17 protein-coding genes are annotated in these 21,706 nt (G+C 49.9%); 5 read left to right on the forward strand and 12 right to left on the reverse strand.

Translation table 11 applies throughout. The annotated features are described in order from the left end of the window. Window positions 1-75: 75 nt before the first annotated feature. The gene (locus tag ACR0QE_RS06460; protein ID WP_432627542.1) at window positions 76-1,005 is read left to right on the forward strand and encodes a LysR family transcriptional regulator; all 930 of its coding nucleotides are present in this window, start codon (window positions 76-78) and stop codon (window positions 1,003-1,005) included. A 114-nt stretch (window positions 1,006-1,119) separates the two neighbouring features. On the opposite strand, the gene ACR0QE_RS06465 is transcribed toward ACR0QE_RS06460, so the two are convergent. After that, window positions 1,120-2,622 carry a sulfatase-like hydrolase/transferase gene (locus ACR0QE_RS06465; protein WP_432627543.1) on the reverse strand — a complete coding sequence of 501 codons (1,503 nt, stop codon included), beginning with the start codon at window positions 2,620-2,622 and terminating at the stop codon, window positions 1,120-1,122. 194 nt (window positions 2,623-2,816) lie between these two features. On the opposite strand from ACR0QE_RS06465, the gene ACR0QE_RS06470 reads away from it, so the two are divergent. The 4 genes from ACR0QE_RS06470 to ACR0QE_RS06485 all read left to right on the forward strand — a co-directional run bounded on the left by ACR0QE_RS06470 (window position 2,817) and on the right by ACR0QE_RS06485 (window position 6,833). Continuing rightward, complete coding sequence (locus tag ACR0QE_RS06470) at window positions 2,817-3,671, forward strand: AraC family transcriptional regulator (RefSeq protein ID WP_432627544.1); 855 nt, start codon at window positions 2,817-2,819, stop codon at window positions 3,669-3,671. A gap of 70 nt (window positions 3,672-3,741) precedes the next feature. Continuing rightward, on the forward strand, window positions 3,742-4,500 hold the full coding sequence (locus ACR0QE_RS06475; RefSeq protein WP_432627545.1) for an MBL fold metallo-hydrolase: 759 nt from the start codon (window positions 3,742-3,744) through the stop codon (window positions 4,498-4,500). Between the two features lie 30 nt (window positions 4,501-4,530). Continuing rightward, window positions 4,531-5,274 (forward strand): response regulator transcription factor, encoded by a 744-nt coding sequence (locus ACR0QE_RS06480; protein WP_432627546.1) that lies wholly within the window; start codon window positions 4,531-4,533, stop codon window positions 5,272-5,274. Next, window positions 5,271-6,833, forward strand: a complete 1,563-nt coding sequence (locus tag ACR0QE_RS06485; protein ID WP_432627547.1) for a sensor histidine kinase — start codon at window positions 5,271-5,273, stop codon at window positions 6,831-6,833. The genes ACR0QE_RS06480 and ACR0QE_RS06485 overlap by 4 nt, the downstream gene beginning before the upstream one ends. A gap of 77 nt (window positions 6,834-6,910) precedes the next feature. Here the strand turns inward: ACR0QE_RS06485 and ACR0QE_RS06490 are convergent, their stop codons facing one another. The 11 genes from ACR0QE_RS06490 to nifJ form a co-directional block, all read right to left on the reverse strand. Then, a complete protein-coding gene (locus ACR0QE_RS06490; RefSeq protein WP_432627548.1) occupies window positions 6,911-7,549 on the reverse strand; it encodes an RpiB/LacA/LacB family sugar-phosphate isomerase in 639 nt (212 codons plus the stop codon). Window positions 7,550-7,730: 181 nt separating this feature from the next. Continuing rightward, window positions 7,731-9,077 (reverse strand): MATE family efflux transporter, encoded by a 1,347-nt coding sequence (locus tag ACR0QE_RS06495; RefSeq protein ID WP_432627549.1) that lies wholly within the window; start codon window positions 9,075-9,077, stop codon window positions 7,731-7,733. Window positions 9,078-9,345: 268 nt separating this feature from the next. After that, complete coding sequence (locus tag ACR0QE_RS06500; RefSeq protein WP_432627550.1) at window positions 9,346-10,437, reverse strand: isocitrate/isopropylmalate family dehydrogenase; 1,092 nt, start codon at window positions 10,435-10,437, stop codon at window positions 9,346-9,348. After that, window positions 10,434-10,799, reverse strand: coding sequence for an acyl-CoA thioesterase (locus ACR0QE_RS06505; RefSeq protein ID WP_432627551.1), 366 nt, complete (start codon window positions 10,797-10,799; stop codon window positions 10,434-10,436). Before ACR0QE_RS06505 ends, ACR0QE_RS06500 begins: the two co-directional genes overlap by 4 nt. Window positions 10,800-10,888: 89 nt before the next feature. Next, the gene (locus tag ACR0QE_RS06510; protein WP_432627552.1) at window positions 10,889-11,539 is read right to left on the reverse strand and encodes a YczE/YyaS/YitT family protein; all 651 of its coding nucleotides are present in this window, start codon (window positions 11,537-11,539) and stop codon (window positions 10,889-10,891) included. Next, window positions 11,536-12,639 (reverse strand): butyrate kinase, encoded by a 1,104-nt coding sequence (gene buk / locus ACR0QE_RS06515; RefSeq protein WP_432627553.1) that lies wholly within the window; start codon window positions 12,637-12,639, stop codon window positions 11,536-11,538. Before buk ends, ACR0QE_RS06510 begins: the two co-directional genes overlap by 4 nt. A gap of 148 nt (window positions 12,640-12,787) precedes the next feature. Then, complete coding sequence (locus ACR0QE_RS06520; RefSeq protein ID WP_432627554.1) at window positions 12,788-14,122, reverse strand: 2-hydroxycarboxylate transporter family protein; 1,335 nt, start codon at window positions 14,120-14,122, stop codon at window positions 12,788-12,790. Between the two features lie 8 nt (window positions 14,123-14,130). Further along, window positions 14,131-15,024: a phosphate acyltransferase gene (locus ACR0QE_RS06525; protein WP_432627555.1), complete on the reverse strand. Its 894-nt coding sequence runs from the start codon at window positions 15,022-15,024 to the stop codon at window positions 14,131-14,133. 23 nt (window positions 15,025-15,047) lie between these two features. Beyond that, complete coding sequence (locus ACR0QE_RS06530) at window positions 15,048-16,847, reverse strand: aconitase/3-isopropylmalate dehydratase large subunit family protein (RefSeq protein WP_432627556.1); 1,800 nt, start codon at window positions 16,845-16,847, stop codon at window positions 15,048-15,050. An 11-nt stretch (window positions 16,848-16,858) separates the two neighbouring features. Next, complete coding sequence (locus ACR0QE_RS06535) at window positions 16,859-17,980, reverse strand: aconitase family protein (RefSeq protein WP_432627557.1); 1,122 nt, start codon at window positions 17,978-17,980, stop codon at window positions 16,859-16,861. 15 nt (window positions 17,981-17,995) lie between these two features. Next, complete coding sequence (gene nifJ / locus ACR0QE_RS06540; protein ID WP_432627558.1) at window positions 17,996-21,520, reverse strand: pyruvate:ferredoxin (flavodoxin) oxidoreductase; 3,525 nt, start codon at window positions 21,518-21,520, stop codon at window positions 17,996-17,998. Window positions 21,521-21,706: the final 186 nt, after the last annotated feature.

Below are 21,706 nucleotides of genomic sequence, written 5' to 3' on the forward strand. Positions count from 1 at the left end.
CACTACCAGCGTTTTATCGCTCTGAAAAACCAACAAAATTCTATTTTGGGAATGGGAAAGGAGAAATGTTTCCTTATGAATTTAAAAGAAATTGAGTACATTGTCACGATCGCCGAAGAACAAAAACTGTCCCGAGCTGCCGAAAAACTGTTCGTAACTTCCTCCGCATTAACCCAGCAACTGAACAATCTTGAGCGAGAAATCGGAACTCCCCTCTTTTTTCGTTCCCGCAGTGGGTTCGTTCCCACTGAAGCAGGTTTAATTTATCTTAAATCGGCAAAAGAAATTTTACAGATACGCCGCGAAACCGACAAACAATTGCAGGATTTCGTCAATTCCCATCAGGGAAATCTGGCGATCGGAATCACTTCCGAACATGGAAGTTCCATGTTTACCAGCATTTACCCTCTTTTCCACAAGAATTATCCGAACGTCACGATCAATATTTATGAGAATAATGTGCGTGGTCAACAGCAGATGCTTACATCCGGCGAACTGGATCTTGGCTTTCTGACACTTTCCGAACAGCAGCGCGCAGACGATGTATATATTCCTCTTGCAAAAGAAGAAATCCTGCTAGCAATTCCCAGCATCCATCCAAGCTGTCAACTCGCACACCCTACCTGCTGCAGCGCTTACCCGGAATTAGACCTCCAGCATGTTCAGTATGAACCATTCGCCATGATGTACAAGCAGTCGACCATGTATGAGGTAATCCTCAAATGCTTTCAGGATTATCAACTCCATCCGGATACCCTCTTTTATGCCCAGCGTTCCGTAACCGCACTGGAAATGGTGTCTGCAAATATCTGCTGTACCCTTGTTCCAAGTTTTTTTGCCGTAGGTGCCTATCGCTATCCGTTTGAGAATGTTTCTTTCTTCTCTCTTCCCTCGCATCCGACCTGGGATATTGTGGCAAGTTACAAGAAAGGCAGCTATCTCACTGATGCGGCCCAATACTTTATCAAACTGTCAAAAAATTACTGGGGCAGATTAAACTTGTAAAACGTATTGAAACTCCAAAGAAAATATCTTCACCAAACAATTCAGGGCCAAAAATACCACCTTGAAAAATCTGATTTTTTTCATCAAACTTTTCAGGGTGGTATCAGACATGTTCTAGTGCTGTTCTTTTCTTCTGACTGCGGAAACCATCGGCAATCCGGTATCATAGTCGAGCTGTCTCGGCTCGTACATCTCCTCTTCCTCTTTCTGGCGCGTGTATCCTCCGTTCGCCCAGGTCGGCTCATATCCGTCTCTCCACGGTCTGACTGCCCACTGGTATCCGCGGTACATGTCTCTCGTGTCATCCATCTCTTTTAAAATCCGATCGTGCAACTCATCGCGGATCGCCGCATAGCGCTCATCGTCGATCCGGTTATGCACCTCACACGGATCTTCCTTTGTGTCATAGAATTCATCCTTATCCATCAGATGAAGTGCCAGCTTGTAGCGCTCTGTCACTGCTGCACGCATCATCTGGAGTCCGCCAAAACCATCGTGATCGACCTCATAGCGCGTAAACTCTGTAAACACGACATCGTTGATCTTCTTTGTCGTGTCATAGATCTGCGGAAGCATGCTCTTGCCCGCAAAACACTTCGGGATCTTGAGATCAAAATAGTCCATAATCGTCGGCGCCAGGTCAATGTGAGATGCCGGGGCATTCACAACTTTTCCCCGCTCTCCTCCGCGGATAATCAGCGGAATATTCGCAACCTCCCTGTAAATCGCGGCATTTTTCTGGTTCAGATGATGAGAGCCGAGCATATCGCCGTGATCAGACGTGTAGATGACAAGCGCATCCGGCATCTTTTCGTCGATGACTTTGAGCACTCTTCCAATCTCATAGTCGGCAAACGAGTTGCATCCCAAAAACAGGGATCTCTTCTCCGTCGGCATCCGAAGCTCCTCGGAGGTCGCATGGAGGTTCTTTCCCGCCCAGAGTCTCTGCATCAGCGGCTTGTCCGCAAGATCATCGTGGAAGCCTTCATTGTCATCGAATGAGAAGCCCTCATACATCCGGTTAAACGGCGCCGGACACAGGGACGGTCCATGCGGCTCGTCGTAGGAGACAGTCAGGAAAAAGTCCTTATCCCCGTACTCCTCAAGGAAACGGATCGCACGGTCAGAACACCGGTGTGCATAGGTGAAGCCCTCGGTCATCTCCGGGCTGTATGCCGTCTCACGCTTTCTCGACTTTACACGCTCCTCCTGTGTGAGTTCCTCGAGATAACACCGCATGTCATACCAGTACTCCGGATCCCAGCCATCTGGACACTTTCCGTATCCAAAATAGTCACCGCCATCGAGATGCCATTTTCCGACGTAACCGCAGTGCACCTTCTGATCCGTCAGGCGCTGACCGATCGTCTTCACGCCCTCACCGAGAGGCATGCTGTTTGTCGACACTCCATTGCTGTGCGGGAAAAGTCCTGTAAAAATCGCACCGCGCGCCGGACCACAGACCGGCTGGCAGGAATATGCATTCTCGTACCGGATTCCGCCCTCCGCCAGATGATCGAGATTCGGTGTCTTCATCCGGCTGTCCCCGTAACAGCCAAGCATATCTTTTCTTGTTGTGTCCGTCATAAAGAGAATGACCTGTCTTTTTCCGCTCATCTTATGTCCTCCTGCTTCTTTTTCCCAAAATTCTTAAAAATATATAAATTTTGAAATTCTTGTTTTATTTTCTCCATTTTTTCGTATATGTAAATGGTTTATTATCTGATATAATTATAAGAACGAACGAAAACAGACTCCATACTTTTTTACGCTCACTATATGGACAATCCTGTTTTTTTGGAGGAATAAGTATGATTGACAACGCAGGGTATCTCTATCCTGAAAAGAGGGACAAAGGACGCGAAGACCTCAACGTTCCGATCGCTATAAACTGCTGCGGTTCCAAACGTTTTTTCACCCGGGATTACCTCCGCAGAAGGCCTGACGGACGATTGGACTATCAGCTTCTCTACGTTTACAGAGGTACCGGACATTACCTGTTTTCCGACGGATGGAAGCCGATGGAAGCCGGATCCCTGATTCTCTATCGCCCCGGCGAACCTCAAGGATACTGTTATTATGCGGAGGAGACACCCGAAATTTACTGGATTCATTTTACCGGATCGGAGATCCCTGCACAACTTGAGCATTTCCACATCCATACCGGAATGATCGGGAAATCCCCGGAACTCCGGAATCTCTTCGATGAGATTATTTCCGAACTCCAGCTGAAAAACCTGCATTTTTCTGAATTTATCAACAGCGATTTCAAACGGCTTCTGATATTGATTTCCCGGACCAGAGATCATTACCTCTGCCCGTCCCACAACAACTCTTCCGTGAATCGCCTGATCCTCCATCTGAACCGGACTTACATGGAGCCGTGGACGATCCGTTCGATGGCTGATTTCTGCCACATCAGCCCGGATTATCTCGCCCATCTGTTCAAGGACAACACAAACGTCTCCCCGATCCGTTACTTAAATCAACTCCGCGTTGAAAAGGCAGAAGAGCTCCTCGCCGTGACGGATCTGCAGATTCAGGAGATCGCCACGCTCGTCGGCTACCCCGACTCGCTTTATTTCAGCCGGACGTTCAAAAAGCTGATCGGACAGGCTCCTCTGGTCTACCGCAAGGAACATCGGGAACACGATTCCTTTTCCTGATCAACATATCATCATCCGCGGAAATCATGGAGTATGGATAAAGAATAGAAAACAGAAAGGATACTTATTTATGGAAATTACTTATATTCATCACAGCGGTTACCTGCTTGAGAGCCCCCATGCTCTCTTTCTCTTTGACTTTGTGGATGGAACGCTTCCGCCCCTCGATCCCGCAAAAGAGCTTTTCGTCTTTGTAAGTCACCGCCATGCAGATCATTTCAGTCCAAAAATCTTTGATCTGCCTGCCTCCCACGCAAAGACACACTTTATTCTTTCTTCCGATATCCGCCCGAATAAGGTACCGGAATCTGTGAAGGATCTCGTCTCTTTCATGAAACCACATCAGGTTCTGGAATTTCCGAAAAGCAGCAGCGAAGAACAGACCTTTTCGCTTTGCATCACGACGTTTAAATCCACTGACGAGGGCGTTGCCTTTATTCTCGAAGTGAGGGATCCCCTGCTCCATGAGCCCCCTGCAAACATCGCCGATTCAAATCCCCCAACTGTCATTTACCATGCCGGAGATCTGAACGACTGGCGCTGGAGAGAGGAACCGCTCGCATGGAACAACAACATGAGCACAAACTATAAGCGCGAACTTCAAAAGATCCGCGATGCCGGCTTTCATCCCGACATTGCAATGATCCCGCTTGACGGACGTCAGGAAGATCTCTTTTATCTGGGAGTCGACGAGTTCATGCAGATCGTCGGTGCAGATCAGATTTTTCCGATGCATTTCTGGGAGGACTTTTCTGTGATTCCCAGACTGAAAGCCCTTCCGTGCAGTGTTCCCTACCGCGCGCGCATTATGGAGCTAAAAAAAGACTGATAAAGCCATAAAAGAAAAGGGGATTTTTCCATGCGTATTTTAATTGTCGAAGATGAACACGCGCTCGCGGAAACGCTCGCCGACTTAATCAGCGGTCCCGGTGGCGACCGCTCCTACAGCGCTGATATCACTGAAAATGGGCTTGATGGCCTTGAACTCATCCGAAGCGGGATTTACGATGCCGTGATTCTCGACGTCATGCTTCCGGGGATGAACGGCTTTGATATCTTAAAACAGATCCGGAAGGAGGGAATCTCAACTCCTGTTCTGATGCTGACCGCCCGCTCTGAGCTTAACGACCGGGTCAAAGGGCTCGACTGGGGCGCGGATTACTATCTCACAAAACCGTTTGAGAACGAGGAACTCCTCGCCTGCCTCCGCTCGATTCTTCGCAGACCGTCAAACCTCGTTCCCGATGATCTGCAGTTCGGCGATCTGACGCTGACTCCCGCTGCCTCCAAGCTCACCTGCAAAGATCGCGAAGTCCTGCTGAGCGCCAAAGAACTTGAAATGATGCGGCTTCTGATGCAGAACATCGGCCAATATCTCTCCAAAGAGACTCTGATTTTAAAAATCTGGGGATACGATGGGGATGTCTCCTCAAACAGCGCCGAAGCCTACATTTCTTTTCTCAGAAGAAAGCTGAAACTGCTCCGCTCCACAGTCCAGATCTGTTCTGCACGAAACATCGGATACCGGCTCGAACAAAGTGATATTTCCGATCCCGGTCAGACAGGCGAAATCCGAAACGAAGCAAAAGAGACAAAGGAATGAAAGGTGGAAAGATCCTCATGCTGAAACAGCTTCGATGGAAAATCACCGGACTGATCATGGGTGTTGTTGTGATTCTGCTCACCGCCGTTTTCCTCGCCCTCTACTCCTCAACTGCACTGAGCTACCGAAACCGCAGTATGGAAGCAATGCGAAGTGCCCTTCAGCAAAGCCAGAATCCACAGCCTCAATCACAATCAGGCTCACAATCGGGCGATCCAAAACCGCAGGTTCAACCTCAATCTGCTTCTTCACAACTGCTTAGGCAGAGACACCCATCGCAGTCGCAAGACTTGCCTGGACAGAATTTATCAGAAAACCCCTCTGAAAATCCGCCTAAAAATTTGCCTAAAAACACCGATTCTCCGCCGCCTCCCAGGCAGGAAGTTTCCGCAGTCGCAGTCGTAGAGCTTGGCACACAGACGACTGCCAATGCGACAAGTACAGGTGAAACAGTCTCCAATGACGACTCAGATGAAACAGGCACAGAGGGCGAAGAGGCGGGGATTGTTCTTGAAAATCACATTCCCGCACTCTCCGATGAGGATGCGATCACTTTCGCTCTCCTCGCCGAGAAAGAAGAAAAAGACTGTGGCTCGCTGGGCGGACAGCATCTTCGCTATATGAGACAGAAGACTCCGCAGGGGACAATCCGTTATGCGCTTGCAGATACGTTCAGCGAGGATCATGCGCTGAGAACCCAGATGTTACACTCCGGCGCAGTCGCCCTCCTCGCTCTCCTCGCCTTTTTCCTTGCCGCCTGCCTGCTCTCCCGCCGCCTTGTCGCCCCGGTTGAGACTGCATGGAAACAGCAGCAGCAATTTGTCGCGGACGCCTCCCACGAGCTGAAGACTCCGCTGACGGTGATCTTGTCAAATACCAGTCTTCTTCTGCGCGACTATACGGATCAGGGGGATTCATCTCTTGCAAATAGAAAAACTCCGGATGTAAAAAAAATCGGCAGGGAACACCCAGACAGCATACACACAGCGGTGGAACGGACTTTGCGCATACAGAGCGAGGCGACACGGATGAAACAGCTCGTCGAGTCTCTTTTACTCCTTGCCCGAAGTGATTCGGGACGGCTTTCACAGGATTACCACGACGTTGATTTCAGTTATCTCGCAGAGAGCAGCGTCATGGCATTTGAACCTGTCGCCTTTGAGAACGGGCGGGAAATCGAGGCAGACATCACCGAGGACATCGAGCTCTACGGCAATGAGACAAGGCTTCGCCAGCTCGCAGACATCCTGATCGACAATGCCTGCAAATACAGCAATCCCTCTTCCGTGATCCATGTTCAGCTCAGTGAAAAGAAAGAAAAGCATACCGTTTTCTTTTCTGTCACCAGCGAGGGAAAACCACTCAGCGAAGAAGAACAGAAACAGATCTTTCTGCGCTTTTACCGCGCTGATCCCTCCCGCGGAGAAATCCCCGGCTTCGGCCTCGGACTCTCGATCGCGTCAAGCATCGTCAAAGAACACGGCGGAAATATTCAGGTTTCCTCCGACGGGGTTCAGAAAAATACCTTTACTGTGACCCTGCCGAAAAGAAAAGAATAAAAAAACGAAGGTTCTTTCATCATGCAGTCACCTTCTCTGCATCTGAAAGAACCCTCGTCTTTTTTATTTTATTCGATTTATGCCAGAATCTCTTTTACAACTGCCTTCAGGTCCTCATCCTTGCAGTTATCCCAGAAATACTCGTCAAAGCCCTTGGTTGCCAGAGCACCCTTGACCAGCTCGCGATCCAGATTCTTTAAGATCGTTCCAAGATCCTGATAGGTCACAGTCTTCACCTGATCCAGAATCTTCTTGTTGCGCTGCTCCGGAACGGCACGCTCTCTCGGATATCCCTGACCGCTCTCCTCTACATACAGCTTCTCAAAGATGTACTCCAGATTCAGATCTCCGCCCCAGCCGAAGCCTTTTGCAAACGGAATCGCAATCGCATTTCCGTCATTGATCTGTGCAAATGTATAAGCATCCAGTGCATCCTCCACATGACCGCAGATAACACCCGGGAAGGAGTTGCATGCCAGCATAGCGCCCTCGCCTGTTCCGCATCCGGTAATCACATAATCTGCTGCGCCGGAATTTAAGAGAACTGCTGCCAGAATACCAACCTGAACGTAGGTCAGCTGTGCCTCGTCATCTGCTGCATACATACCATAGTTGTATACCTGATGTCCCATCGGCTCTACAACCTTCTTCAGTGCGTTCTCAATCACTGCATTCTTGGCAGCCTGGCTGTTCTCGTTGATTAATGCAATTTTCATGTTAAAAAGTCCCCTTTCTAAATACGTTATACGACCGTACCCTCCCTATCATCATATCTGATTTTCCTTGTAAAATCAACGCAGTTTTTGCTGTTTTCTGAATTTTGAAAGTAGTTACAATTTTCTCTTTTCTGTGCTCATTTTTTCTTTGCACATTTCCCATAATTTCTAAAATTCCTTATCAGCTTTCGCGAAGCCGCCTGAAAATCCATACAAAATAAGCAATCTCCGCCACTGCCGTGATTGACCAGGAAACCGGATAGAGCAGGTAAAGAGAACGGATCGTGTGAATACTCGCAAATACCGTGTAAATCCACACGAGGCGGAACACGCAGGAACCAAGGATCACCACGACCGTCGGCACAACCGTCTTTCCAAGACCGCGCGAAGCCGCAATCGTCGCATCCATGAATGCGCTGACCGCATAAGAGAGCGCCATCACCGAGAGGCGATGAATTCCCGCCTCCATGACCTCGTGATCACTCGTGAACAGTCCAAGGAAGGAATATCGCATCACATAGAGTCCGACACCGAGAATCAAGGCCAGCGTGAAAGAGTACAGAACGCTGAACACATAACTCTTCATCATTCTGTCCCGCTTTCCAGCTCCGCGGTTCTGCGCGATGAAACTGGTGCCCGCCGTGTAGAATGCCGCCATCATATCGTACACGAGCGGATCCGCATTTGCAGCTGCGGAATTTCCCTCAACCATCACATGATCGAAAGAATTGACGCTCGCCTGAACGAAGAGGTTTGCGACAGAAAAAATCGTGTTCTGAAATGCCGCCGGAACTCCGAGCTGCAGCACGCGGCGCAGCTTATCCGCATTGAACTCCTTTCGGATCTCCTTCGGATGAAACGCAAAAGAAGCCTTGCTTCTGATGAGCATTCCAACCACGAGAATTGCGGATACATACTGGGAGGTGATACTTGCAAGCGCAACTCCCGCCACATCGAGATGGCATCCGATGACAAAAATCAGATTCAAAATTACATTTAAGATTCCTGAAAACGTCAGGCAGTACAGCGGCCGTTTCGTATCTCCCGCCGCGCTGAGCACTGCATTTCCGAAATTGTACATGGCAAGTGCCGGAGATCCGAGCAGGTAAATATGAAGGTACAAGACTGCCCCCTCCATCAGCTCTGTCTTCGTCTTCATCAGTGTCAGAACTGTCCGGGCAAACACAATTCCAAACCCCATAATCAGAAGTCCCGTCATAAAGCAGACCACTGCCGCCGTGTGAACCGTCTGTCGGATGTTTTGTTCATGTTTCGATCCGATGTAAAGCGCTGTCAGCGCATTTACTCCGCTCGCAATTCCGAGCAGAATTCCTGTAAACAGTGTCACAAGAAGGCTTGTCGACCCCACCGCACCGAGTGCAAGCGGTCCCGAAAATTTTCCGACAACCGCAACATCCGACATGTTAAACAATACCTGCAAAATGTTTGAAAACATCAGCGGCACGCTGAATACAAGCATTTTTTTCCACAACGATCCCGTTGTGAGATCCATCTCTGTGCTTTTCATTTTTCTTTCTTTTGTCCTTATTTCCTTTCCTGATTCTTCTGTTCTCGTATTTTCTTTTTTTCTGTCCCCCTGCTCACCCGATGTGAAGTTGTCTCTCACACGGTTTTGCCCGGGTTTCGCTCCATATCTAACTTTCTTTCAAACATACAATGAGCGCTAGAAAGCAGAGGAATCAAAATCTTCCCTCACCTTCTAACGCTCATCTTATCATACACTTAATATACCAAAATGAAAAGTGAATTTTTCTTATATATCGGTTCTGTTCTCTTTAATTTTTTAATCGTTTCACCTTTTCACACACTGCCTCGCCGATCTCTTCCGTTCCCAGAAGCACTTTGCCCAGTGTCCAGATGTCCTTTGTCGCCATACCATCTCGAATCACCTGCCCAATGGCACCCTCGATCGCCTGTGCTTCCCGCTCCAGACCAAAAGAAAATCGAAACATCAGTGCCACTGCAGAAATCATTCCGATGGGATTTACCACCTGTCTTCCGATGATACTCTCATCCGGGTGGTGGAGCTGATTGGGTGTATAAATTGCATGTCCGTCCCTGCTGATCTCTGCGGAACCGTAGAGATAGGCCGTCCCCGTCATCTGGGTTCCCTCATCCGAGATGATGTCGCCAAACAGATTGGACGTGACGAACACATCAAACTCATGGGGTGACTCCAAAATCCGCATCGCCGCATTATCAATGTAATAATGGCTCAGCTCAATCTCCGGATACTCCCGCGCCACCTGCCCAACCGTCTGCCGCCAGAGTCTGGAGCTGGCAAGTACGTTGGACTTGTCGAGATTTGCCACTTTCTTTCTCCGGCTCTCTGCCAGCTTCATCGCAATATGGGCGGTATCCCGAACGATTTTTTCATTATAGTACTCATACTCATAGGCTTCCCGCCCGTATTTTCCCTCCTGACTGACTTTGTCGGAACACAGGACTCCACCCTCAATATCGCGGACAAACGCAAAATCCAGCCCCCGCTCCAAAACCTCTTTTTTTAACGGAGAGAATTCTGCGAGTTCCGGATAAGCGCGGACCGGGCGGATATTGGTTGTCACTCCAAGTGCCTTTCGCAGCTCCATCAGTGCACCTTCCGGGCGCTGCGAAAGCGGTTGATCCGCGTATTTTTTCAGCCCGGTATTGCCAAATAAAACTGCCGGCACAGAGAGGCAGATTTTCAAAGACTCCTCCGGAAGAGGCCCTTTTCCCTGCTCCAATGCCTCACTGCACGCACACACCGGGTGCAGTCTCCATTCATGGTGATACGTTTCACATACCGTTTTAAGCACAGACAGTGCCGGACCCATCATTTCCGGTCCGACACCATCTCCGCAGATCACTGCTGCTTCGATCCTCATAAACTCTTTTCAACCTTTCTCGGTCGTCCCTGCTCATCTAAAGCAACGTAGATAAACATCCCCTCTGCCACCTTTTGAGCCTGTCCATCGGAAACATCCATCCACGCTTCCACAGCAACTTTCATGGATGTCGTTCCCACAGAGACAACCTCTCCGCAGACGTCCAGAAAAACACCGCCGGGAATCGGAGCCAAAAATTTGATCTGCTCCACTGCGACCGTAGCCACCTCACACTCCGCAAAACGCTTTGCGGTGATTCCGGAGATCTCATCCATCCACGCCATCAGCTGACCGCCAAAGAGAACTCCTCTCTGGTTTGTCATTCCGGGCATGATCGCTCTCGACATTTTCGTCGTTCTCATCTGACTCTCCCCCATTTTCATTTCCCTCTCTTTTTCTTTTAAAGATTGATTCCGAAAAATTTCATTCACAAAAATCTATCCTTGAAACGTTATTTTTGAAAACAAAATTTCTGAATTGCAGGGTCAATCACCTTTTTCAGCGGTTTCATGATCTTTCCGACCAGCAGCGCACAGATCACCGTTCCCTCCCGGATTCCCTCCAGCCTTCCGAGGAATACCAGACAGAGCAGGATTCCGACTCCGACAGAAATGCAGTCGACAATCACCTTCACATCGTGAAACGGCAGTTTTTTCACGATTTTTTCCGAAATCGCATGCGTCATGCCCTCCATCGGCATATTCACCAACTGCACTCCCATATAGAGGCTGACGCCAACTGCGACCATCAGAATGCTGATTGCCAGCATGACAAGCTGTCCCGCATACGTCGGAATCGCAAAATCGCCGACCACCCATTTCGCGAAATCCACAAACTTTCCAAATGCCGTGGAAAAAAGAATCTGTGTCAGATTGATCCATTTGAATTCTTTCCGCATAATCAGGATCTGCATGAAAATATAAAAAGAAAACACCATGATCACGCAGTTTCCGAGATCCATGTGAATGATCCGACTGATTACATAAGGGAGGGAGTTTACCGGTGAAACTCCCAGATTGGAATTGACAGAAAAAGCCACTCCAAATGCCATAAATAAAAGGCCAATCGCATAACAAACCACTCTCTTAAGAAACATCATCATACGTTAAACCCATTCCATACCGGAATTCCGGTATAAGTTTTCGCCTCTTCCTCTCCGCTCAGCACACGGATTGCACCTGCTGCCAGAGCTTCCATCTCAAATTCTCCCGCCATCACGGTAATCGGGGCGATGAAGGAGAGCATCCGGGTCAGTTTTTCTACGACATATTTATCGTGAGAAATACCGCCGGTGAAAATAATTCCGTCCACATTTCCGCACAGAACAGCTGCCATGGAACCTGCTGTCTTGCCAATCTCATAGATCATTGCATCGTAGATCAGCTTTGCATACTGATTGCCGTTTTTGATCATCTCCGTCACTTCTCTCGCATCCGAAGTTCCTAAGTGGTCCACCAGACCGCCCGTCTTGGTGATCTTCTCGCGCATCTCTCTCTCCGTGTATTTTCCGGAATAGCACATCGTCACCACATCTTTCACCGGGAGCTGTCCACAGCGGGTCGGTGCCATCGGACCGTCGCCGTTTGCGATATCATTGGAATCCACCATTCTTCCGTGCTCATGAGCGGTCACAGAGATTCCTCCTCCGATGTGGCAGATAATCAGGTTCAGATCCTCATATTTCTTTCCCTTCTTTGCCGCATAGCGGATTCCGATCTCTTTCTGATTCAATGCATGGATCCGGCTCTCTCGATAAATTCCCTTCAGTCCGGTCACACGGGCAACGTCCGTAAACTCATCTACATCCGGCGGATTTACGACAAAAGCCACGCCGCCGTACTCCTTTGCAAATGCATCTGCAAGCTGGGCACCAAGAGTTGCCGGATGCTTGACGGTGTATCCGATTCTTGCATGTTCCAACAGCTTTTCTCCTACCTTGTACACGCCGCCCTCTACATTCACCAGACCGCCTCCGCGCGCAGAGAATGCATCTACTCCTTCTAAGGTCTGACCAGCCTCAGCCAGCTCTTTTAAGATCGTTTCCTTTCGATAATCGAACTGGTCACTGATCTCCTTGAACTCTTTTAATTTTTCTGCATCATGGGAAACGTTCTTGGAAAATACTTCTTTCTCCCCCTCAAACATTGCAATCTTGGTGGAAGTAGAGCCCGGGTTAATTGCAAATACTTTATATGTTTTCATATCTGTTCTCCTTTTTTGACTAACTCTTTTTTTGAGTAACACAAGGGGGGCATGACGGACGTCCCCGCCTCGCCATGCCCCCTTTGTCGGCAAAAATTGAAAATTTATAGATGATTTAATTATTTATAGATGTTCAAAAAGCAAACTCTTAGTGGAACAGCGGATATAACAGACCGATCCAGATAACCATCAGCGCACCGCCGATACGGGTGGAGATGGATGCAAATGCCAGCAGGTTCATGCGGTTTGCAGCAGATAAAACTGCAAGGTCGCCGGAACCGCCGATGTTACAGCAGCAAAGACCTGCGGTGACACCTGCCTCGTAAGACCAGAGACCGGAAATCTTTCCAAAGATCATTGCTCCGACAAATGCGCCGAGAACAGCCATAAAGATGACAATGAAGGCACCGACACTGAAGAACTCTGCCAGGGTAGCGAACTTTAAAGAGTTGATACCGATTCCGGCAATCAGCATCGGAAGCAGTGCCTTCAGTGCAAAATTCATTGAGTAGACACAGTTATCACCGAAGGAATCCGGAAGAATTCCGGTACATTTGATGATGATGCCAAGGACGATCGTCCATGCCAGACCCGGAATCACACTGAGTCCCGGAAGGCTTCCAAGGATATTTCCCAGAAGATACAGAGAGAAACTCATGAAGATACCGGAGCCGAGCGCTACATAGTCTGCGGAAGTTGCCGGACGTTTCTCACCCTCTGTCTGGATGGAAGCACCCTGTGCGCGAAGGATCTCGCCGTTACCGTTTAATCCCTTCACCTTTGAGGTGAGCGCTCCGCCAACCGCTGCCATGACAACGGCGAGGACGTTTGCGATTGAGGCATAGCACAGGAACTGTCCTGCCATATGAGTCATGTCCTCCCCGGCAAGGCTGGTGTACAGTGCCGGAAGTGTCGTCATTGCTCCGCCGGAACCACCGGACATACACGGAGCACCGATATCAAACAGTGCCTCCGGAATTCCATATCCCGTGATCAGGCCTGCCAGCATACAGAAACCGAGAGCAAATACCTGGCTTCCCAGAATCGTCGGCATATATCTTGCCGTCGCACCGAGGAGTACCTTGCGGTCCATGACCAGAATCGATCCGACAAGCAGCATTGCGATGTAGGCATCCTGGAAGCCGCCGCCCATCAGCACTTTCGTGCCGTTTACCAGTTCCTGCGGCACTGCGCCGACGTAGTTTAAGAAAGATGCTCCTAAAAGAGGAAGCAGACAGGCACCGCCCAGATAGTTATTGACAATCGGAATCGTATTTCCAAGCCAGAAAAACAGACCGCCGACAGCCATCAGATAGGCAATCGTCATAATAAAACTGGTTGCCATGTAAGTTCCCGCATCATTGGAGTAAATCTTTACTTTCGGCATAAATCCAAAGTAAACACTTGCCATCACAATAATGAAAAACGGAATAAAATACTTTGCGGGAAGTCCGCACACCTTAAAGTTTAATTTCTTCTCCATTTTTCCCCCTATTTGCTGCCCACTAACGCCGCAATGACGATGGACATGTACTTGTCATCTGCACTTGCCGCACGAGATACTAAAAGAACCGGAACCTTCGCTCCGAGAACGACTCCGCCGGTACGGCCGCCACCGATCACCGTGATCGTCTTTGCCGCGATATTTCCGCTGACAATATCCGGAACCACCAGAATATCTGCATCACCTGCAACCGGGCTTACATATCCCTTGATTGATGCGGACTGAGGATCCATAGCCAGATCATAGCTGATCGGACCTTCCACGATACATCCCTCTACGCCCTCTTCCTTGATCTCTGCCGCTTCCACGGTTTCCTTCATCTTGGGATTTACTTTCTCCACTGCTGCCAGAATGGCTACCTTCGGCTCTTTCACGCCAAGTGTGTGGAAAGCTTCCACTGCATTTGCGATCGCTGCTTTTTTCTGCTCCTTCGTCGGGTATGTCAGAAGACCGACGTCCGTGATCGCAAACACCTTGTGGTAATTCGGGCTTTCCATAAATGCCAGAAGGCTCATCGTATCGTTCTTACGGATTCCGCGCTCCTTATTGACCAGCACTTTCATTAAGGCGCCTGTCTCCGTCTTGCCTTTCATGATGCAGTCCACCTCGCCGTTTCTTGCGAGATCGGCTGCCTTCTGGATCGCTTCTGTCGGATCCGCGATGTTGATGATCGTCATTCCCTCCGCGGAAACTCCCAGCTTTCCGAGAATCTCGCGGATCGCCGGCTCATCACCGATCAGCACCGGCTCCACCATGCCGTCCCGATAAGCATGGCTGATCGCCTCGAGAGTGTGTTCATCCTGCGCCGGGGTGACAGCCACGCGACGTTTTACCGGCATGGAGCGGAGCATTTCTTTTAACTGTTCAAAATCTTTAATCATTTCGTATCCTCCCGTAAAGTGGACTAAGCAAGGGTTCTCGGGTCTGTCACAACTCCGGCAATCGCAGTCGCTGCCGCTACGGTCGGACTCGATAAGTAACTCAAGGTCTTTTTCGTTCCCTGTCTTCCGATAAAGTTGCGGTTTGCCGTCAGAAGAATGCGCTCGTCATCTGTCATCAGACCGTATGGCATTCCACAGCAAAGTCCGCAGCACGGATGGCAGATCACAGCTCCTGCCTCGATAAACGTCTTGATATATCCCAACTCGATCGCCTGTTTGAAAATGGTGTTCGTTGCCGGAACCACGATGAAGCGGAGTCCCTTTGCAACCTTCTTGCCCTTCACGATCTTCGCGGCAGCAGCCATATCCTCAATGCTTCCGTTGGTACAGCTTCCCAGATAAACCTCATCGATCTTGGTTCCAAGAACCTCACTGATCGGATGAACATTGTCGACACCCTGCGGGCAGGACAGCTGCGGCTCTAACGTGCTGACATCGTAAGTCAGGACTTTCTCATACTTTGCATCCTCATCCACACATACCCAGTCGATCTCCTCCAAAGGCATGCCGTAGTACTCTGCAGTCTTCTCATCTGCCTCAAACAGACCGCACTTTGCGCCGGCCTCCAGTGCCATGTTGGCAACGGTGAAACGCTGTTCCATGCTCATCTCATGGGCTGCCGGACCGGTGAACTCCAGAGACTTGTACTGACCGCCGTCAGCCTTGATGTCTCCTAAGATCCGAAGAATCACATCCTTCGACATCACACCGTTTTGCAGATGGCCGTTCAGTACGATCTTGATCGCACTCGGCACCTTAAACCACAGTTCTCCGGTGATCAGGGCTGCTGCCATCTCCGCCGTGCCGATTCCGGTACAGAAGTTTCCGGCACCGCCGTAGGTCGTCGTATGGCTGTCCGTTGCAGTCGCAATCTGGCCGGGCTTTGCATACTTTGCCTCATGCATGATCGTGTGGCAGATTCCCTCGCCGATATGTAATTTCTTGATTCCGAAGCGGTCTGCGAGCTCCAAGCCTGCATCGTAATGGTTGTAGTCATTCTTTGCCACAGCAGTCGGCATGCAGTGATCCCAGACGATTGTCACCTTATCCGGGTCATCGATCTTATCTGCACCAATCTTGTTCATCGTGTCTACCAGATAAGTCGTGTAAATATCGTGGATCATAAACATATCCGGCTTCGTGATCACGATGTCGCCCGGCTCCACATGCTCTTTTCCGGCATTCTTCTTTAAGATCTTCTCTGCCATCGTGTAACCGGTTTTCCGACACTGCTCAATCGTAAGCGGAGTAATCTCTGCCTTCTTGAGACCTGCTGCAATCCGCTTCTTCGTGTCCTCAATCAGACCGCCGTTTGCAACGATATTGAACAGGTTCTCCGGAATTGCTCCAACCTTGAAGCTCTTTCCGTTGACGCTCACAGTCTGCGCATCGACATCAACTGTGACAATATCGCCGCCCTCGCAGACATCCTGAATTCCGTCACACTGCAGCAGCAGGATTCCGCTGTTGAACGCGTTGCGGAAGAAAATTCTCGCAAAACTCTTTGCAATGATGCATCGAACTCCGTTGTAGGAAAGAACGGTTGCCGCCTGCTCACGGCTCGAGCCGCATCCGAAGTTGCTTCCTGCAATCAGAATATCGCCTGCCTGAACCGTGGAACCGAATTCCGGTTTCAACAGCTCAAACGCATATTTTTTCATCTCGTCGATGGTCGGGATAGTTCCTCTTTTTCCGGGAATAATGGTATCGGTATCGATGTCATCTCCAAACTTCCAGATTTTTCCGCTGAATTTTTTATCCATTCCGTACCTCCCTACATCGTCTTGGTGAGAGCAGCCTTCATGACTGTCTCCACCGATGCACTGTAAATTTCTGCATCCTCACATCCCATTGCTCCGGCAAAGGTGTAAAGTCCTGTAGTGACCAGACGTTCCTTCGGGCCCATGACTCCGGCACCCTGGACGGATACGCTGTGATCTCCCGCTGCACTGATCTGTGCACCGAAATCAATGAACTTTGTGAGAATTCCCTCTTCCATCGCCTGCACATAATCACGGCTTGTAGCCGGGCACACCGTCAGACGGAAGCCGCGGGCCAGCTCTCTTCCCTCAATCAGGGCTGCCGCTTTTCTGAGCTCCTCAATCGTGCCGCCGGTATATCCGCCGATCTGGCCAGCCTTCATCTTTGTCTCTGCCAGAGTTTCTCTCTCTCGGATCTCTGCCTTTCCCTGCTCTTCCCGCTTTTCGCACGGCATCATCACCATAGGAACGACACTACCAAGATCGATCGTCTGTACCGGACTTCCTTCCTCTTCCACGGTAAATGCTGCATAAGCGCCGCTTAAGCCTGCCATGCTGCACAGAACTTCTTTCTCATGCTGGCTCAGAGTCGGACAATAGAACTCGAGAGATTTCCGTCTCACATCTCCAGCCTGTCTGATGAAAGCAAAGGCTGCATCCATGATGCTGACACCCTCGCTTAAATTTCCTTTCAGGCTGATCTCCACCGTCTCGGGAACCACGATGCTGTATCGTCCGGTCTCTGCCGCTCTGGCAAGCTCCGGAATGCTCACATTGATTCCAAGAGCTCCCTTTGCGCCGAAAATACTTCCGTGGGAACCGCCTCCAAGAATGATCTGACCCGGTTCTACGATCTCATTCAGCATATACTGGTAACCGGTTCCCTCTGCCTGAATGTAAGTACAGCCATATTTTTCCGCAAATCTTAAGTTCTTTCTCAAAATTGCAGCTGCCTCCGGTCTTCCGGTCGGTACATCGTGATCATAGATCACGAGTACCTTGTGTGGATCGGCAACTGTGGATATATCATCCACAGCTGCATGGGATACACCGTCATTGATTACGATATAATCCGGCTCCACCGTCACAACACTTCCTGCATTGCCGCCTAATAACTCCTCAATTCGCTTACCCATAATAACGTCTTCTCCTTACTGCGCAAGAGCTTTATATTTTGCATATCTGGCCATTGCTTCTTTTTCTGTCTTCTTAAACAGCTCGTCTGCCACCTCCGGGAAGGTTCTCTCAAGGGAGGAGAAACGAACCTCGCCGCGCAGGAAGGTACGGAAATCGCCCTGCGGCTCCTTAGAATCCAGAACAAACGGATTCTTGCCCTCTGCTGCCAGACGCGGATCATGACGATATAAGTGCCAGTATCCAACCTCAACCGCACGCTTGATCTCACCCTGTACATCGCTCATGCCGCAGCGCAGACCATGGCTGATACACGGAGCGTAAGCAATGATCAGAGACGGACCGTTATAGCTTTCTGCCTCCAGAACTGCCTTCAGGAACTGGGCCGGGTTTGCTCCCATTGCGACCTGTGCCACATAGACATCGCCGTAGCTCATTGCCATCATACCCAGATCTTTCTTCTTGTTTCTCTTACCTGCTGCTGCAAACTGTGCAACTGCTCCGGTAGGAGTGGACTTGGAAGCCTGTCCGCCGGTGTTGGAATAGATCTCGGTATCAAATACCATAACGTTTACATTCGCACCGGAAGCCAGCACATGATCAAGTCCGCCGTATCCGATATCGTAAGCCCAGCCGTCACCACCGAAGAACCATACGGATTTCTTGGTCAGCTGATCGTAGTTTGCCTTGATCTCCTCGATCTCTGCCTTCTCTGCCTCCGTCGCTGCATGTGCCTCGATTGCTGCCTTAAACGCCTCGCCAGATACAACAGAACCCTCAGTATCGTCAATGTTTGCGATCCAGTTCAGAGCGGCTTCCTTGACTGCTGCATCCTCTGTCATATCTGCCAGAGCCTGTGCGTGCATAGCCAGCTTGCTTCTCTGCTGTTCTACGGACAGCCACATTCCCATACCGTACTCTGCGTTGTTCTCAAACAGGGAACCGCCGACTGCCGGTCCATGACCCTTGTGGTTCGTGGTGTACGGGAAGGACGGGAAGCTTGTGCCCCAAACCTGAGAGCATCCGGTTGCGGTTGCGATGTACATACGGTCGCCAAACAGCTGGGTAATCAGCTTTGCGTACGGGGTCTCGCCACAGCCTGGGCATGCACCCGGGAACTCCAGAAGCGGCTGCTCAAACTGGCTGCCCTTTACGGTGTTTGTTCCGAGCGGGTTCTTCTTCGGAGCTAAGGAGATTGCATACTCCCAGTTCTCTGCCTGATCGCGGTGAGCATCAAGCGGCTCCATCGTGATTGCCTTCTCCTTTGCCGGGCATACGTTTACGCAGCTTCCGCATCCGGTACAGTCAAGAACAGAAGTCTGAATGCGGTACTTGTAGTTCTCCATACCCTTGCCCTTTGCCTGAACCATCGTGAAGCCTTCCGGAGCCTTTGCAGCCTCCTCCTCCGTTGCGAGGAACGGACGGATACATGCATGAGGACATACATAGGAGCACATATTACACTGGATACACTTCTCACTGTCCCAAACCGGAACGTTTACTGCGATACCGCGCTTCTCATACTTGGAAGTTCCCTGCGGCATCGTTCCGTCCGGCAGATCCATAAACTCGCTGACCGGGATGTTGTCGCCCTTCATGGAATTTACCGGGATCTGGATGTTCTTGATCCACTTCGGAAGATTCTCATCTACCTTCTCCGGCTCAACCTCGATGTCTGCCCATCTTGCCGGCACTTCGACCTCTTCTACCATCTCAACGCCCTTATCGACAGCAGCGTAGTTCATGTTGATGACCTTCTCGCCCTTCTTGCCGTAGGACTTTAAGATCGCCTTCTTCATGTACTCCACAGCCTCTTCGATCGGGATGATTCCGGTGATCTTGAAGAATGCTGCCTGCAGGATCGTGTTGGTTCTGCTTCCGAGTCCCAGCTCTGCTGCGATTGCAGTGGAGTCGATTGTGTATAAGTGAATCTTCTTCTGGGCTGCGGTCTTCTTAAACAGCGGAGTTAAATGCTTCTCAAGCTCCTCACCCTTCCAGTCGCAGGTGATCAGGACATTTGCACCCTCTTTCGCATCTGCCAGAATGTCATAGCGGTCCAGATAGGACTTGTTGTGGCAGGCAATGAAATCTGCATGGTTTACCAGATAGGTGGAGTGAATCGGAGCCTTTCCGAAACGCAGGTGAGAACGGGTTACACCGCCGGATTTCTTACCGTCATACTCGAAATATGCCTGTACGTTCAAATCGGTATGATCGCCGATGATCTTGATCGTGTTCTTGTTCGCACCAACTGTACCGTCAGATCCCAGTCCCCAGAACTTGCAGCTGATCGTTCCCTCCGGAACCGTATTTACTTCCGGTCCAACCGGCAGGGACAGATGGGTCACATCATCGTTGATGCCGATGGTGTAGTGGTTCTTCGGCTCTTCTGCTTTCATGTTGTCAAACTCAGCGATAACCTGTGCCGGCGTGTAATCCTTGCTTGCCAGACCAAAACGGCAGGCGTAAACATCGATGTCCTTTCCGGACTCAAGGATCACAGAACATACATCCTCATACAGCGGCTCGCCGACTGCTCCCGGCTCCTTTGTACGGTCATTGACGGTGATTCTCTTTACAGTCTCAGGAAGCTGAGATAAGAAATGCTTTGCGGAGAACGGACGGTACAGATGTACATCGATAAATCCGACCTTCTCACCCTTTGCTAACAGGTAGTCAACCGTCTCACGGATACATCCGCTTGCTGAACCCATAACCACGATCACATGCTCTGCATCCGGAGCACCGTAGTAGTTGAACGGCTTGTAATCACGGCCGGTCAGCTCATTGATCTTGTTCATATACTCTTCCACAACATCCGGAAGTGCGTCATACCAGGTGTTGCAGGCCTCACGGCTCTGGAAATAAGTGTCAGAATACTGACCGGTGGTGCGCAGTACCGGATGCTCCGGGTTCAGCGCATTCTTGCGGAACTTATCAAGCTCTTCCCAGTCAACCAAGTTCTTTAAATCCTCATAATCCAGACAATCTACTTTCTGAATCTCGTGGGATGTGCGGAAGCCATCAAAGAAATGTAAAAACGGAACATGGCCCTTGATTGCGGAAAGATGAGCAACTGCTCCTAAATCCATTGCCTCCTGTACACTCGAGGAAGCTAAAAGTGCAAATCCGGTCTGGCGGCAAGCCATGACATCGGACTGCTCTGCGTTGATGGAGATTGCATGGGTTGCCACGTTTCTGGAAGCAACATGGATAACACCCGGCTTTAACTGGCCTGCGATACGATACATCGTCGGGATCATCAGCATCAGACCCTGGGATGCGGTGTAGGAGGTTGCGATTGCTCCGGTATCAAGTGCACCGTGCATCGCGGATACAGCTCCGCACTCGGACTGCATCTCAACCAGTTTTACCTGCTGGCCGAAAATGTTCTTCATTCCGTTTGCTGACCACTTATCTACCAGCTCTGCCATCGGTGAAGATGGGGTGATCGGATAAATTGCTGCGACTTCCGTAAATGCGTAGGAAGCGTAAGCTGCTGCTTCGTTGCCATCCATGGCTCTTCTTACTTTACTGCTCATTTTTTCCTGCCTTTCTTTCCTGACCCGTGGACACTTTCCTTCCCATGAAAGCATTCAGGCATTCAAACCTTGTTTTTCAACTTTTGTAGTTCTTGGTGTTGTTGCTTTGTTTTGTTTCTTGATTTTTTGTACTGCTTTTTTTGAGTTTCCTCTTTGCTTCTGTTTCTTGTTTGTGTTTGTTTTTTT

Origin of the sequence: Brotaphodocola sp. (assembly GCF_050873065.1) — a bacterium.
Lineage (GTDB): Bacteria > Bacillota > Clostridia > Lachnospirales > Lachnospiraceae > Brotaphodocola.

Bases quoted from the DNA above. Each gene is read 5' to 3' on its own strand.
- buk (WP_432627553.1), bottom strand. From the start codon at position 12,639: ATGAAAACATATAAAGTATTTGCAATTAACCCGGGCTCTACTTCCACC.
- ACR0QE_RS06475 (WP_432627545.1), top strand. From the start codon at position 3,742: ATGGAAATTACTTATATTCATCACAGCGGTTACCTGCTTGAGAGCCCC.
- ACR0QE_RS06530 (WP_432627556.1), bottom strand. From the start codon at position 16,847: ATGGATAAAAAATTCAGCGGAAAAATCTGGAAGTTTGGAGATGACATC.
- nifJ (WP_432627558.1), bottom strand. From the start codon at position 21,520: ATGAGCAGTAAAGTAAGAAGAGCCATGGATGGCAACGAAGCAGCAGCT.
- ACR0QE_RS06535 (WP_432627557.1), bottom strand. From the start codon at position 17,980: ATGGGTAAGCGAATTGAGGAGTTATTAGGCGGCAATGCAGGAAGTGTT.
- ACR0QE_RS06525 (WP_432627555.1), bottom strand. From the start codon at position 15,024: ATGATTAAAGATTTTGAACAGTTAAAAGAAATGCTCCGCTCCATGCCG.
- ACR0QE_RS06480 (WP_432627546.1), top strand. From the start codon at position 4,531: ATGCGTATTTTAATTGTCGAAGATGAACACGCGCTCGCGGAAACGCTC.
- ACR0QE_RS06505 (WP_432627551.1), bottom strand. From the start codon at position 10,799: ATGAGAACGACGAAAATGTCGAGAGCGATCATGCCCGGAATGACAAAC.
- ACR0QE_RS06460 (WP_432627542.1), top strand. From the start codon at position 76: ATGAATTTAAAAGAAATTGAGTACATTGTCACGATCGCCGAAGAACAA.
- ACR0QE_RS06485 (WP_432627547.1), top strand. From the start codon at position 5,271: ATGAAAGGTGGAAAGATCCTCATGCTGAAACAGCTTCGATGGAAAATC.
- ACR0QE_RS06465 (WP_432627543.1), bottom strand. From the start codon at position 2,622: ATGAGCGGAAAAAGACAGGTCATTCTCTTTATGACGGACACAACAAGA.
- ACR0QE_RS06510 (WP_432627552.1), bottom strand. From the start codon at position 11,539: ATGATGATGTTTCTTAAGAGAGTGGTTTGTTATGCGATTGGCCTTTTA.
- ACR0QE_RS06495 (WP_432627549.1), bottom strand. From the start codon at position 9,077: ATGAAAAGCACAGAGATGGATCTCACAACGGGATCGTTGTGGAAAAAA.
- ACR0QE_RS06470 (WP_432627544.1), top strand. From the start codon at position 2,817: ATGATTGACAACGCAGGGTATCTCTATCCTGAAAAGAGGGACAAAGGA.
- ACR0QE_RS06490 (WP_432627548.1), bottom strand. From the start codon at position 7,549: ATGAAAATTGCATTAATCAACGAGAACAGCCAGGCTGCCAAGAATGCA.
- ACR0QE_RS06500 (WP_432627550.1), bottom strand. From the start codon at position 10,437: ATGAGGATCGAAGCAGCAGTGATCTGCGGAGATGGTGTCGGACCGGAA.
- ACR0QE_RS06520 (WP_432627554.1), bottom strand. From the start codon at position 14,122: ATGGAGAAGAAATTAAACTTTAAGGTGTGCGGACTTCCCGCAAAGTAT.